The organism is Streptomyces sp. Root1304 (assembly GCF_001426405.1).
Taxonomy (GTDB): Bacteria; Actinomycetota; Actinomycetes; order Streptomycetales; family Streptomycetaceae; genus Streptomyces.
Genome location: NZ_LMEP01000024.1, coordinates 164,219 through 177,575, shown reverse-complemented (window position 1 = coordinate 177,575; position 13,357 = coordinate 164,219). Strand labels below are relative to the sequence as shown.

Genomic DNA, 13,357 nt, shown 5'->3' with positions numbered 1-13,357 from the left:
CGCTCCACCCCGCCGCCGCGAGGCCCCTTCCGCAAGGGATCGTACGACCGCCGCCGCGCCCCCGGCCCCGCGCGGGCTGCCCGACCCACACCGGCCACCCGCCCCGGCCTTCGCCGCCGCCCCCGTCGCTACGCCGGCGGCTGCCACCGTGCGAACGCCCGCAGCACTCCCGGGCTCAGCCGGGAGATGAAGTGCGCCCCTCGGGCCTCGGGGGTCACCGGGACCACCGCGCGGTCGTGCAGCACCGCGCCCAGGATCGCGTCCGCGACCTTCTCCGGCGGGTAGTTCCGCAGGCCGTACAGCCGGGACGCCTTCCGCTGCCGCCGCTTCTCCTCCGCCTCGTCCGTGACTCCCGCGAACCGCGCGGTCGCCGTGATGTTGGTGTTGACGATGCCGGGGCAGATCGCGGACACCCCGATGCCCTGGTCGGCCAGTTCGGCGCGCAGGCACTCGCTGAGCATCAGCACCGCCGCCTTCGACGTGCTGTACGCCGGCAGGGCGCGGGACGGCTGGAACGCGGCGGCGGACGCGGTGTTCACGATGTGACCGCCCTGGCCGCGCGCGGTCATCTGGGCGCCGAAGACCCGGCACCCGTGGATCACGCCCCACAGATTGACGTCGAGGACCCGTTTCCACTCCTCGCTCGTCGTGTCGAAGAAGGAGCCGGTGAGCCCGATGCCCGCGTTGTTGACGAGGACGTCGACGATCCCGTACTCGCTCGCCACCTTGGCGGCCAGCTTCTCCATCGCCTGCTCGTCGGCGACGTCGACGGTCTCGCCCCAGGCCTCGGGGGCCCCGATCAGCCGTGCCATCTCGGCCGTGCGGACCGCGCCCTCGGAGTCCCGGTCGACGGCCACCACCCGGGCACCCGCCTCCGCGAACGCGAAGGCCGTGGCCCGCCCGATGCCGCTGGCCGCCCCGGTCACCAGCACCAGCCGGCCGCCGAACCGCTCCGCGTACTCCGGCCTCACCCCGCTCTTCGCAGCCGTCCCCGCGACCGGCTTCGGTGCCCCGGCCGCCGGTCCCTCGTGGGCCCGGACGAAGTCGCCGATCCATGCGGCGAGCTGGTCGGGACGGGTGCGGGGCACCCAGTGCTTGGCGGGGATCGTGCGCCGGGTCAGGTCCGGCACCCAGCTGCCCAGGTCGTCGTAGAGCCGCTCGGAGAGGAACGCGTCCCCGGTCGGCGTGATCAGCTGCACGGGCGCGTGCGCGTACGCGTCGGGCCGCGGCCTGCCCAGGCGGGCGCGGACGTTGTCCCGGTAGAGCCAGGCGCCGTTCGCCGCGTCGTTCGGCAGCGACGGGGTCGGGTAGTCACCGGCGGGGACCTTCTCGACGCGCTCCAGGATCTTCGGCCAGCGCCTGCCGAGCGGCCCGCGCCAGGCGAGCTCCGGCAGGACGGGCGTGTGCAGCATGTACACGTACCAGGACTTGGCGCCCTGGCCGAGGAGCTGGCCCACCCGGCGCGGGGTCGGCCGGGTCATCCGCCGCTTGATCCAGTGACCGAAGTGGTCGAGGGAAGGGCCGGACATCGAGGTGAAGGAGGCGATCCGGCCCTCGGTGCGCGCGACCGTGACGAACTCCCAGGACTGCACGGAGCCCCAGTCGTGGCCGACGAGGTGGACCGGCCGGTCCGGGCTGACGGCGTCCGCGACCGCCAGGAAGTCGTCCGTCAGCTTCTCCAGGGTGAAGCCGCCGCGCAGCGGAGCCGGCGCCGTGGACCGACCGTGGCCCCGGACGTCGTACAGCACCACGTGGAAGTCCTCCGCGAGGCGGCCCGCGACCTCCGACCACACCTCCTTGGAGTCCGGGTAGCCGTGGACGAGGAGGACGGTGGGCCGGTCCGCGTCGCCGAGCTCGGCGACGCACAGCTCGATCCCGCCCGTCCGCACCCAGCGCTCCCGCGCCCCTTCGAGCCCCGCCGTCGGACCGTTGTGCCCCGCCATCAGACCGTCCCCTCGTTCCAGCGCCGCACGTGCGGCAGATCGTCGTCCAGCCAGAACGCGCTCTGCTCGGGGTCCCGGGAGTCGGTGACGACCAGGATCTCCTCGAACTTCGCGCCCGTACCCCGGAATCCGAGGTGCGGCTCGACCGCCCACAGGCCCGGCTGCGGCTCGTGGTCGGAGAACGTGTACGGCGACCAGAGCGGCGACCAGCCGTCCCGGTGCCCGTGCAGGGCGTCGCTCGCGAGGCCCTTGAGCGCCTGGGTGCCGAAGCCGAACACCGTCGGCGACCAGCGGCGCTCCTTCACCCGGTCGATCTTGTGGGCTATGACGCCGAAGGGGTAGGCCCGGTGCCGGTTGGCGTACCCCTGGCGGACCATGAGCCGGTCGACGTCCTGGTAGATCTCGCGGAGCGTGCGGCGCTCGCGCACCTCGCGCAGGATCAGTTCGCGGTGGTCCCGGAGGTCGGCGAGCAGCTTGTCGTGCAGGGGGTTGAGGCCCAGGCAGCCGCTGTAGCCGATGTCGGCCGTGTGTCCCTTGTGGACCGGGGCCATGTCGAGGATGAACGGCATCCCCGCTTCCAGGCGCTTGTTGGTCGGGAAGAACTGCAGCGGGATCTTGAAGTCGACGAAGGCCGTGCGGTCGCCGAACCAGGCGAAGGGCCGGTGGAACCAGTCCCGCACCCCTCGCTCGTACAGCCACTCCCGCTGCATCCGGGCGGCCTCGCGCTCGGTCACCCCCGGTTTGAGCTGCGCCGCGACGGCCTCGGCGCACTCGTAGGCGAGCCGCTGCGTCTCCTTGAACCCCCGCAGCTCCGCGGAGAGTTCCCCTGTCACTGCTGAGGCCATGCCACCCGCCGTCCCGTGTGAGCGCCCGACTGCGCTACGCGTCCGTAACTTGACACCGATGAATGTGACAATGCTCGGCGGCTGCGTCAAGGGGCCCGACCGAGCCCTGTGGAAAACCGCCCGCTCGCCATCCCGGAAGCCGCCAGCCCGCCATCCCGGAAGTCGGCCGCCGCCGTCCCGTGCGCCGCCCCGCCCGCCGTCCCGCGGCCCGGGCCCCGCCCTGCCGGAAGCCCGGGGAAAAAGACTTTCGTCGCGACCTCCCCTACTGGCTTGTACTCCTCTGGTCGGAGAAGGATCGAGCCGTTGGGCTGACGACCGCTGTGGCGCACACCACTACCTTCGAGGGGTGACTGTGATCGCGACCGAAAGCCTCAGCAAGCGGTTCCCCCGGGTGACCGCGCTTGACCGGCTCTCCCTGGACATCGGGCCCGGTGTGACCGGACTCGTGGGTGCCAACGGAGCCGGCAAGTCCACCATGATCAAGATCCTGCTCGGACTCTCCCCCGCCACGGAGGGCCGCGCCGAGGTCCTGGGCCTGGACGTGCGGACGTCCGGCGCAGAGATCCGTGAGCGCGTGGGATACATGCCCGAGCACGACTGCCTCCCGCCGGACGTCTCGGCCACCGAGTTCGTCGTCCACATGGCGCGGATGTCCGGCCTGCCCGCGACCGCCGCCCGCGAGCGGACCGCCGACACCCTGCGCCACGTCGGTCTGTACGAGGAGCGGTACCGCCCCATGGGCGGCTACTCGACGGGCATGAAACAGCGGGTGAAGCTCGCCCAGGCCCTGGTCCACGACCCGAAGCTGGTCCTCCTCGACGAGCCGACGAACGGCCTGGACCCGGTCGGCCGCGACGAGATGCTGGGACTGATCCGCCGGGTCTGGACCGACTTCGGCATCTCCGTCCTCGTCACCTCCCACCTCCTCGGCGAGCTGGAGCGGACCTGCGACCACGTCGTCGTCATCGACGGCGGCCGGCTCCTCCGCTCCAGTTCCACCAGCGACTTCACCCGCCGCACCACGACGCTCGCGGTCGAGGTCACCGACTCCGACACCCACCCCGACGGCACGGCGGCGCTCCGCGCGGCCCTCACCACCGCGGGTGTCGTCCTCCACGCGGGCGTGGAGGACGGTCTGCCCGGCGCCGGGCACATCCTGCTCCTGGAAGCGCCCGGCGAGGAGACGTACGACCTCGTGCGGGACACCGTCTCGGACCTCGGTCTCGGTCTCGTCCGCATGGAGCAGCGCCGCCACCACATCGCCGAGGTCTTCCAGCCGGAAGCCGCCGAGGCGTCCCCGCAGCACGAGGAGGTGCCGGCCCGATGAGCACACAGACCCCGCAGCCCTCCCAGGCCGCTCCCGACACGACCCGGATCCACAACATCGGCTACCGGACGTACGACGGGCCGCGCCTCGGCCGGTCGTACGCGCGCAGGTCGCTGTTCTCGCAGTCCCTGCGCGGCGCGTACGGCCTGGGCCGCAGTGCCAAGTCCAAGGTGCTGCCGATGCTGCTCTTCGGCGTGATGTGCGTCCCGGCGCTGATCATCGTCGCCATCGCGGTCTTCACCAAGCAGTCCAAGCTGTCGATCGAGTACACGCAGTACGCGATCTTCCTCCAGGTCGTCATCGGCATCTACCTGGCCTCGCAGGCCCCGCAGTCGGTCTCCCGCGACCTCCGGTTCAGGACCGTGCCGCTGTACTTCTCCCGCCCGATCGAGCGCGCGGACTACGTCCTCGCCAAGTACGGCGCGATGGCCTCGGCGCTCTTCATCCTCACGGCCGTGCCGCTGCTGATCATGTGGATCGGCTCGATGCTCGCCAAGATGGACTTCGCCGAGCAGACCAGAATGTTCGGCCAGGGGCTCGTCTCCGTGGCGCTGCTCTCGCTGCTCTTCGGCGGCATCGGGCTGGTCATGGCGGCGCTGACCCCGCGCCGCGGCTTCGGCGTCGCCGCCGTGATCGGCGTCCTGACGATCTCCTACGGGGCGGTCTCGACGCTCATGGGCATCGCGTACGCCACGGAGAACAAGGGCGCCATCGAGTGGCTCGGCCTGTTCTCGCCGATCACCCTCATCGACGGCGTGCAGACCGCCTTCCTGGGCGCACCCCCCATGTTCCCCGAGCTCGGAGGCCCGGGGGCCGGTGTCGGCGTGGTCTATCTGCTGGTCGTCCTCGCGCTCATCGCCGCCTCGTACGGCATCCTGATGCGCCGCTACCGAAAGGTCGGGCTGTGACAACGCTCCACATCGACCACGTCTCCCGCTGGTTCGGGAACGTCGTGGCCGTGAACGACATCACGATGACGGTGGGGCCGGGCGTCACCGGCCTCCTCGGCCCGAACGGCGCCGGGAAGTCCACCCTCATCAACATGATGGGCGGCTTCCTCGACCCCTCCACCGGCACCGTCACCCTGGACGGGAAGACGATCTGGGGGAACGAGTCGGTCTACCGCGAGATCGGTGTCGTGCCCGAGCGGGAGGCGATGTACGACTTCCTGACCGGCCGTGAGTTCGTCCTGGCCAACGCGGAGCTGCAGGGCCTCGGCGCCAAGGAGGCCCAGCAGGCCCTGGCCACGGTCGAGATGGAGTACGCCCAGGACCGCAAGATCTCCACGTACAGCAAGGGCATGCGGCAGCGCGTGAAGATGGCCTCGGCCCTCGTCCACGAGCCGTCGGTGCTGCTGCTCGACGAGCCGTTCAACGGCATGGACCCGCGCCAGCGCATGCAGCTGATGGACCTGCTGCGGCGGATGGGCGCGGACGGCCGCACGGTCCTGTTCTCCTCGCACATCCTGGAGGAGGTCGAGCAGCTGGCCTCCCACATCGAGGTGATCGTGGCCGGACGGCACGCGGCCTCCGGTGACTTCCGCAAGATCCGCCGGCTGATGACGGACCGGCCGCACCGCTACCTGGTCCGCTCCAGCGACGACCGGGCGCTCGCCGCCGCACTGATCGCCGACCCGTCCACGGCCGGGATCGAGGTCGACCACGCGGAGGGCGGTCTGCGCGTGCAGGCGGTCGACTTCGGGCGGTTCACGGAACTGCTGCCGAAGGTCGCGCGCGAGCGGGGGATCCGTCTCCTGACGGTCTCGCCCTCGGACGAGTCCCTCGAATCGGTCTTCTCGTACCTCGTCGCGGCCTGAAAGGAGCCTGACCGATGTACAACCCCACAGTCGCCCGGCTCACCTACCGGGCTCTCCTCGGCCGCCGCAGGGCGCTGATCCTCTTCCTGCTGCCCGGCATGCTGCTGCTCATCGCGGCGGCGGTCCGCGGCTTCAACGGCCCGGACGACCAGACCGCGGCCGATGTCCTCGGCGGCTTCGCGCTCGCCACGATGGTGCCGCTGATCGGTGTGATCGCCGGTACGGGCGCGATCGGCCCCGAGATCGACGACGGCTCGATCGTCTATCTGCTGTCGAAGCCGGTGAAGCGGCCCACGATCATCTTCACGAAGCTGATCGTGGCCGTCGCGGTGACGATGGTCTTCTCGGCGGTGCCGACGTTCATCGCCGGATTCATCCTCAACGGCAACGGCCAGCAGGTGGCCGTGGCGTACACGGTGGCGGCGCTGGTGGCCTCCATCGCGTACAGCGCGCTGTTCCTGCTGCTCGGCACGATCAGCAGGCACGCGGTGGTCATCGGCCTGGTCTACGCCCTGGTGTGGGAGGCCCTGTTCGGCTCCCTGATCGCCGGCGCAAAGACCCTGAGCGTGCAGCAGTGGGCGCTCGCCCTGGCGCAGAAGGTCACCGGCGACGGACTGGTCACCTCCGAGGTCGGCCTGACGACGGCGGTGGTCCTCCTCGCGGCGGTCACGGTCGTGGCGACCTGGTTCGCCGGCTACAAGCTCAGCAAGCTGAGACTGGCGGGCGAGGAGTAGGAACCCGGGAAGCGGCGGTACGGGACCGGGGAAGCGGCGGTACGGCTCCGGGGGCGGGCGCCCTGTCCCGGGAGCCCGCCCCCGGAGACGTACCGCGGCTGCCGTTCCTCAGACCGTCCGGTTCCGCGCGGCGAGCAGTCCCACGCCGGTGGCGGTGGCGCAGACGGCGAGGACCAGGCTGATCGGCAGGGTCCAGGAGCCGGTGGCCTGGTGGAGGGCGCCGGCGGCGATCGGACCGACCGCGGCCATCAGATAGCCGACCGTCTGGGCCATCCCGGAGAGCCGGGCCGCGGTCGTCGCGTCCCCGGAGCGCAGCACGATCAGGGTCAGGGCGAGGCCGAGCGCACCGCCCTGGCCGACGCCGAGGAGCGCCGACCACAGCCAGGCGCCTTCCGCGGGAGCCACCATCAGACCGGCGTAACCGGCCGCGACCAGGGCGGTGACCAGCACGATCAGCGGCCGCTGGCTCCGCATCCGGCCGGCGAGCACGGGCACCACGAAGGCGCCCGCGATCTGGACCAGGTTGTTGAAGGCGAAGACGACACCGGCCGTGGAGCGGCTCAGCCCGTGGTCGGTGAGGATCGTCGGCATCCAGGCGATCAGCACGTACGACCAGAGCGACTGCAGGCCCATGAACAGCGTGACCTGCCAGGCGAGGGCCGAGCGCCAGAGGTTCACCGGGCGGGCGGCGCCGGCGGCCGGGACGGCCCGTACCTCGTGGCCGGTACGGCCCCGGGCGATCAGCACCATGGGCAGCCAGGCGAGGGCGGCCACCGCGGCGAGCAGCGACCAGACGCCGAGCGAGGCCTCCCAGCCGCCGCCGAGCGCCTTCTCCAGCGGCACCGCGGCCGCCGCCGCCATCGTGGCCCCGGCGACCATCGCGCCCGTGTAGACCGAGGTCATCGTCGCGGCCCGGTCGGGGAAGTCCCGCTTGACCAGGCCCGGCATGAGCACGTTGAGCAGGGCGATGGCGGTGCCGACGAGGACGCCGCCGCCGTACAGCGCGTACGCGGAGGGCAGCAGGCGCGCGAGGATGCCGACGGCGAGCAGCAGCAGGGCCGCGAAGAGGACCCGCTCGGCGCCGAAGCGGCGGCCCAGCCACGGCGCCACCAGCGCGCCCAGGCCGAGGAAGAGCACCGGCACCGAGGTCACCAGGGAGCTGGCCGTCGAGGAGAGCCCGTAGTCGGCGGATATCTCGCCGACCAGGGGCGCCACGCTCGCGAGCGCGGCCCGCATGTTCAGCGAGGCCAGCACGATCCCGACGAGCAGCAGCGCCGGATGCGCGAGCAGTGCCCGCCGGGCCGCCCTCCCCGCCGCCGTCGGCTCGACCCCGGCCTCGGCGTCGACGAGCAGGGGCGCCGGGGCGTTCGCCGGCTCCGTCGTACGGGTTCCGTCGCTCATCAGGAGCCCTCCGTCAGCGCCGCGACCGTCTCCATGGGCGCCCGCAGCAGCTCGCGGGCATGCCGCTCCGCCGCTTCGGGGTCGCCCGTCTCGATCGCGGCGACCAGGGCCTCGTGGGCGTCGATGTCGACCGGGGGCATCTCCCGGTCGCCGAGGGCCGTCACCAGGACGTCGTGGACCTGCGCGGAGAAGAACCGGTACACCTCGACGAAGGCCGCGTTGTGCGTGGCGCCGACGACCGCGAGGTGGAAGGCGAGGTCCGCGTCCGCGTCCCGGTCGCCCTCCTCGCGCAGACCGGTCAGGGCCGCCCGCAGCCGCAGCAGGTCGTGGGTGTCCCGCCGGGCCGCCGCGAGCCGGGCCGCCTCGGCCTCCAGGGCGACGCGCAGTTCGAGGACGTCGGCGGCGCCCGCGTGCCGGACCTCGCGCAGGACGGCGGCCGGGTCGGCGGTCGACCTGACGAAGGTGCCGTTGCCCTGCCGGGACTCCAGGAGACCCGCGTGGACCAGGACCCGGACGGCCTCGCGGACGGTGTTGCGGCCGACGCCGAGCTGCTGGGCGAGCTCGTGCTCGGTCGGGATGCGGTCGCCGACCGCCCACTCGCCGTCCGCGAGCTGCGTACGCAGCTGGTCCACCACGGAATCCACCAGCGAGGTACGCCCCGCAGCTCTGAGTGCCATGTCGTTCCGACCCCTCCATTTGCCCGGTTGCCCAGTCATCCTACAACTGACCGCCCGGGGGACTCCCGACTACTGTGGGGCCGTACGCGGACCGAACACCCTCACCACCTTCGGGAGTCAGCCATGTCAGACCGCTTCGACGTCGTCGTACTCGGAGCTGGCCCCGGCGGCTACGTCGCCGCCATCCGCGCCGCCCAGCTGGGCAAGCGGGTCGCGGTCGTCGAGGAGAAGTACTGGGGCGGTGTCTGCCTGAACGTCGGCTGCATCCCCACCAAGGCACTGCTGCGCAACGCCGAACTCGCCCACATCTTCAACCACGAGGCGAAGACCTTCGGCATCAAGGTCGACGGCACGGTCTCCTTCGACTACAGCGAGGCGTTCCGCCGCAGCCGCTCGGTCGCGGACGGCCGCGTCAAGGGTGTCCACTTCCTGATGAAGAAGAACGGGATCACGGAGTTCGACGGCCGGGGCACCTTCCTCGACGCGAACACCCTCCAGGTGGCCAAGTCCGACGGCACCTCGGAGACGATCACCTTCGACAACTGCATCATCGCCACCGGCGCCACCCCGCGCCTGCTCCCCGGCACCGCCCGCAGCGAGCGCGTCGTGTCGTACGAGGAGCAGATCCTCGCCGAGGACGCCCCCCAGTCGATCGTCATCGCCGGCGCCGGCGCGATCGGCATCGAGTTCGCGTACGTCCTCAACAACTACGGCACCAAGGTCACGATCGTCGAGTTCCTCGACCGCATCGCGCCGCTGGAGGACGAAGAGGTCTCCAAGGAGCTGGCGAAGCAGTACCGCAAGCTCGGCATCGACGTCCTCACCTCGACCCGCGTCGAGGCCATCGACGAGTCCGGCCCGCAGGTCCGCGTCACCGTCACCGGCAAGGACGGCGTCCAGAAGGTCCTGGAGGCCGACAAGGTCCTGCAGGCCATCGGCTTCGCCCCGAACGTCACCGGCTACGGCCTGGAGGCGACCGGCGTCGCCCTCACCGAGCGCGGTGCGATCGACGTCGACGGCCGCTGCCGCACCTCCGTGCCGCACATCTACGCCATCGGTGACGTCACCGCGAAGCTGATGCTCGCGCACACCGCCGAGGCCATGGGCGTCATCGCCGCCGAGACCATCGGCGACGCGGAGACCATGGAGCTCGACTACCCGATGATCCCGCGCGCGACCTACTGCCAGCCGCAGATCGCCAGCTTCGGCTGGACCGAGGCGCAGGCCCGCGAGAAGGGCTTCGACGTCAAGGTCGCCAAGTTCCCCTTCGTCGCGAACGGCAAGGCGCACGGTCTCGGCGACGCCACCGGCTTCGTCAAGATCATCGCCGACGGCACCCACGGCGAGATCATCGGCGCCCACCTGATCGGCCCCGACGTCACCGAGCTGCTGCCCGAGCTGACGCTGGCCCAGCAGTGGGACCTCACCGTCCACGAGGTCGCGCGGAACGTCCACGCGCACCCGACGCTGGGCGAGGCCGTGAAGGAAGCGATCCACGGCATTGCCGGACACATGATCAATTTCTGAGGTTTCTCCCAGCTTCGGGTGATAGGCACTGAAAGGTGCCGACCGAAGCCAGTGGAAACAGCGGACCGCCGCCGGGTGGCGAACCGTCCCGACCGATCAGGTCGTGGGTGCGTTCGTCACCCGGTACGCATCTCTGGCTCCTCGTCATCGCGATCACCAGCCTCGTCATCGCGCTGTCCCCCGAGGGCCTGGACACCTATCTGCTCCACCGCAACAGCAGCAACCTCCACCAGCTCGCGCACCACCCGCTCCGGGCCCTGCTCGGCAGCGCGTTCTGGATCGAGGACCCGGCGGACCTCCTGCTGTACGCGGTCCTCTTCGAGCTGCTCCACGCCCCCGTGGAACGCTGGCTCGGCACCGTGAAATGGCTCTTCACCGTCGCCACGGCGCACATCGCGGCGACCCTCGTCAGCCAGCAGGTCGTCCTGGTGGCGATCCGCCTCCACGACGTGCCGCGCAGCATGGCGCACGTCGTCGACATCGGGGTGAGTTACGGGCTCGCCGCCTCCGCGGGCATCCTCACCTACCGGCTGGCCCGCCCCTGGCGCTGGCTCTACCTCGCGGCGGTCCTGGCCTTCTTCCTCGTACCGTTCGCCGCCGACCGCACGTACACCGACCTCGGGCACCTGATCTCGCTCGCGATCGGCCTGGCCTGCTACCCGCTCACCCGCGGAAAACCGTTCGACCGCGAACGGGGGCCCGCCGCACACTAGTTGTACGGGGGGCACGGGGGATCCCCCGGAAGGAGGGGCGGCCACTTCGAGCGCGCGGACGTGTCCGCGCGGGCCGCCCCTTCTCCTTTACCGATCCCTTCCCGAAGGCGGGTCGGGTCATCTCCCGACGGCGGGTCAGACCGTCAGCAGGCGCTCCAGGACGACGGCGATGCCGTCCTCCTCGTTGGAGGCGGTCACCTCGTCCGCCACCGCCCGCAGCTCGGCGTGCGCGTTGCCCATGGCCACGCCGTGGGCCGCCCAGCCGAACATCGGGATGTCGTTCGGCATGTCGCCGAACGCGATCGTCTCCGCGGCCTTCACGCCCAGCCGGCGCGCCGCGAGCGACAGGCCCGTCGCCTTGCTCAGACCGAGCGGAAGGATCTCCACGACGCCGGGACCGGCCATGACGATGTCCACCAGGCCGCCGACGGTCTCCCGGGCGGCCCGGGCCAGCTCGTCGTCGCTGAGCGTCGGGTGCTGGATGTAGAGCTTGGTCAGCGGTGCCGACCACACCTCCGCCGGGTCCTCGTACGGCACGTACGGCAGCGGGCCCTCCTGGGCCTGGTAGCCGGGGCCGATCAGGACCTCGCCCTCCAGACCGTCACGGCTCGCGGCGAGCGCCAGCGGGCCCACCTCCGCCTCGATCTTGGAGAGGGCGAGCCCGGCCAGCTGCCGGTCCAGGGTCAGCGAGGTGAGCAGCCGGTGCTCGCCCGCGTGGTAGACCTGCGCGCCCTGCCCGCACACCGCGATGCCCTCGTAGCCGAGGTCGTCCAGGATGTGCCGGGTCCAGGGCACCGCCCGGCCGGTGACGACGATGTGCGCGGCGCCCGCCGCCGTGACGGCGGCGAGCGCGTCCCGCGTACGGTCCGAGACGGACTCGTCGGCGCGCAGCAGCGTGCCGTCGAGATCCGTCGCGACCAGGCGGTAGGGGAAGGGACTCACTTGGCGATCGGCTCCAGGACCTCACGGCCGCCGAGGTAGGGGCGCAGCATCTCGGGCACCCGCACCGAACCGTCGGGCAGCTGGTGGTTCTCCAGGATCGCCACGATCGTGCGCGGTACGGCGCACAGCGTGCCGTTCAGGGTGGCCAGCGGCTGCACGGTCTTCTTGCCGCCCTGCTCGTCGCGCATGCGGACGGAGAGGCGACGGGCCTGGAAGCTGTCGCAGTTCGAGGCCGAGGTCAGCTCGCGGTACTTGCCCTGGGTCGGGATCCACGCCTCGCAGTCGAACTTGCGGGAGGCGGAGGCACCGAGGTCGCCGGTGGCGACGTCGATCACCTGGAAGGGCAGCTCAAGACCGGTCAGCCACTGCTTCTCCCAGTCCAGGAGGCGCTTGTGCTCGGCCTCGGCGTCCTCCGGCGCGACGTACGAGAACATCTCGACCTTGTCGAACTGGTGGACGCGGAAGATGCCGCGGGTGTCCTTGCCGTACGTTCCGGCCTCGCGGCGGAAGCAGGGCGAGAAGCCCGCGTACCGCAGCGGCAGCTTGTCCGCGTCGATGATCTCGTCCATGTGGTACGCCGCGAGGGGCACCTCGGACGTGCCGACGAGGTAGTAGTCGTCCTTCTCCAGGTGGTACACGTTCTCCGCGGCCTGGCCGAGGAATCCGGTGCCCTCCATGGCGCGCGGACGGACCAGCGCCGGGGTCAGCATGGGGATGAAGCCGGCCTCGGTGGCCTGCGCGATGGCGGCGTTGACCAGGGCGAGTTCCAGCAGGGCGCCGACGCCGGTCAGGTAGTAGAAGCGCGAGCCGGAGACCTTGGCGCCCCGCTCCACGTCGATGGCGCCGAGCGCCTCGCCCAGCTCCAGGTGGTCCTTGGGCTCGAAGCCCTCGGCCGCGAAGTCGCGGATGGTGCCGTGCGTCTCCAGGACGACGAAGTCCTCCTCGCCGCCCACGGGCACGTCCGTGTGGACGATGTTCCCGAGCTGGAGGAGCAGCTGCTTGGCCGTCTCGTCGGCCTCGTTCTGCTCGGCCTCGGCGGCCTTGACGTCGGTCTTGAGCTGCTCGGCCTTCTGGAGGAGCTCGGCGCGCTCCTCGGGGGTGGCCCTGGGGATCAGCTTGCCGAGCGCCTTCTGCTCGGATCGGAGCTCGTCGAAGCGGACGCCGGACGACCTGCGCCTTTCATCGGCGGAGAGCAGGGCGTCGACGAGCGCGACGTCCTCTCCACGGGCGCGCTGGGAGGCGCGAACACGGTCGGGGTCCTCACGGAGCAGGCGAAGGTCAATCACCCCACCAGGCTACCGGTGCGCGTTCGCCCGCCCCCACCGGATAACGTCACGCGTGTTGTCACGCGTGACGTTTCGCCCGAATTGATACCCGTGGAAATGCCGGGAGCGGGGCGACCGATTCAGTTATCCACAGGCTGTGCGGAAGA

The 13,357-nt window shown here is 71.3% G+C and carries 12 protein-coding genes; 6 read left to right on the top strand and 6 right to left on the bottom strand.

What is annotated here, in order from left to right; genetic code table 11:
• Positions 1-128 precede the first annotated feature (128 nt).
• Positions 129-1,943, bottom strand: coding sequence for an SDR family oxidoreductase (locus ASD33_RS25455; RefSeq protein ID WP_056564992.1), 1,815 nt, complete (start codon positions 1,941-1,943; stop codon positions 129-131).
• Positions 1,943-2,788 carry a M24 family metallopeptidase gene (locus ASD33_RS25450; RefSeq protein WP_056564990.1) on the bottom strand — a complete coding sequence of 282 codons (846 nt, stop codon included), beginning with the start codon at positions 2,786-2,788 and terminating at the stop codon, positions 1,943-1,945. The genes ASD33_RS25455 and ASD33_RS25450 overlap by 1 nt, the downstream gene beginning before the upstream one ends.
• 352 nt (positions 2,789-3,140) lie before the next feature.
• Between ASD33_RS25450 and ASD33_RS25445 the strand changes: the two genes are divergently transcribed.
• The 4 genes from ASD33_RS25445 to ASD33_RS25430 are packed head-to-tail and all read left to right on the top strand — an operon-like array spanning position 3,141 to position 6,665.
• Positions 3,141-4,115, top strand: coding sequence for an ABC transporter ATP-binding protein (locus ASD33_RS25445; RefSeq protein ID WP_056564988.1), 975 nt, complete (start codon positions 3,141-3,143; stop codon positions 4,113-4,115).
• Positions 4,112-5,023 (top strand): ABC transporter permease subunit, encoded by a 912-nt coding sequence (locus tag ASD33_RS25440; RefSeq protein WP_056564987.1) that lies wholly within the window; start codon positions 4,112-4,114, stop codon positions 5,021-5,023. Before ASD33_RS25445 ends, ASD33_RS25440 begins: the two co-directional genes overlap by 4 nt.
• Positions 5,020-5,931 carry an ABC transporter ATP-binding protein gene (locus ASD33_RS25435; protein WP_056564985.1) on the top strand — a complete coding sequence of 304 codons (912 nt, stop codon included), beginning with the start codon at positions 5,020-5,022 and terminating at the stop codon, positions 5,929-5,931. Before ASD33_RS25440 ends, ASD33_RS25435 begins: the two co-directional genes overlap by 4 nt.
• A gap of 14 nt (positions 5,932-5,945) precedes the next feature.
• Positions 5,946-6,665: an ABC transporter permease gene (locus ASD33_RS25430; RefSeq protein WP_056564983.1), complete on the top strand. Its 720-nt coding sequence runs from the start codon at positions 5,946-5,948 to the stop codon at positions 6,663-6,665.
• 108 nt (positions 6,666-6,773) lie between these two features.
• Here ASD33_RS25430 and ASD33_RS25425 read toward each other — a convergent pair whose 3' ends face one another.
• Together ASD33_RS25425 and ASD33_RS25420 are read right to left on the bottom strand one after the other, a co-directional pair.
• Complete coding sequence (locus ASD33_RS25425) at positions 6,774-8,066, bottom strand: MFS transporter (protein ID WP_056564981.1); 1,293 nt, start codon at positions 8,064-8,066, stop codon at positions 6,774-6,776.
• The gene (locus ASD33_RS25420) at positions 8,066-8,743 is read right to left on the bottom strand and encodes a FadR/GntR family transcriptional regulator (protein ID WP_056564979.1); all 678 of its coding nucleotides are present in this window, start codon (positions 8,741-8,743) and stop codon (positions 8,066-8,068) included. Before ASD33_RS25420 ends, ASD33_RS25425 begins: the two co-directional genes overlap by 1 nt.
• A gap of 123 nt (positions 8,744-8,866) precedes the next feature.
• Here ASD33_RS25420 and lpdA point away from each other — a divergent pair, with 123 nt between their 5' ends.
• Both lpdA and ASD33_RS25410 read left to right on the top strand, forming a co-directional pair.
• The gene (lpdA, locus tag ASD33_RS25415; RefSeq protein ID WP_056564977.1) at positions 8,867-10,270 is read left to right on the top strand and encodes a dihydrolipoyl dehydrogenase; all 1,404 of its coding nucleotides are present in this window, start codon (positions 8,867-8,869) and stop codon (positions 10,268-10,270) included.
• Positions 10,271-10,377: 107 nt separating this feature from the next.
• On the top strand, positions 10,378-10,983 hold the full coding sequence (locus tag ASD33_RS25410; protein WP_347232313.1) for a rhomboid-like protein: 606 nt from the start codon (positions 10,378-10,380) through the stop codon (positions 10,981-10,983).
• A 135-nt stretch (positions 10,984-11,118) separates the two neighbouring features.
• On the opposite strand, the gene ASD33_RS25405 is transcribed toward ASD33_RS25410, so the two are convergent.
• Both ASD33_RS25405 and serS read right to left on the bottom strand, forming a co-directional pair.
• Entirely contained in the window at positions 11,119-11,925 is an 807-nt protein-coding gene (locus ASD33_RS25405) for an HAD family hydrolase (protein ID WP_056564973.1), read from the bottom strand.
• Positions 11,922-13,211 carry a serine--tRNA ligase gene (serS, locus tag ASD33_RS25400; protein ID WP_056564971.1) on the bottom strand — a complete coding sequence of 430 codons (1,290 nt, stop codon included), beginning with the start codon at positions 13,209-13,211 and terminating at the stop codon, positions 11,922-11,924. The genes ASD33_RS25405 and serS overlap by 4 nt, the downstream gene beginning before the upstream one ends.
• Positions 13,212-13,357 lie beyond the last annotated feature (146 nt).

Coding starts and splice junctions, on each gene's coding strand:
- ASD33_RS25425 (WP_056564981.1), bottom strand. CDS start 8,066: ATGAGCGACGGAACCCGTACGACGGAGCCGGCGAACGCCCCGGCGCCC.
- ASD33_RS25440 (WP_056564987.1), top strand. CDS start 4,112: ATGAGCACACAGACCCCGCAGCCCTCCCAGGCCGCTCCCGACACGACC.
- ASD33_RS25430 (WP_056564983.1), top strand. CDS start 5,946: ATGTACAACCCCACAGTCGCCCGGCTCACCTACCGGGCTCTCCTCGGC.
- lpdA (WP_056564977.1), top strand. CDS start 8,867: ATGTCAGACCGCTTCGACGTCGTCGTACTCGGAGCTGGCCCCGGCGGC.
- ASD33_RS25450 (WP_056564990.1), bottom strand. CDS start 2,788: ATGGCCTCAGCAGTGACAGGGGAACTCTCCGCGGAGCTGCGGGGGTTC.
- ASD33_RS25455 (WP_056564992.1), bottom strand. CDS start 1,943: ATGGCGGGGCACAACGGTCCGACGGCGGGGCTCGAAGGGGCGCGGGAG.
- ASD33_RS25420 (WP_056564979.1), bottom strand. CDS start 8,743: ATGGCACTCAGAGCTGCGGGGCGTACCTCGCTGGTGGATTCCGTGGTG.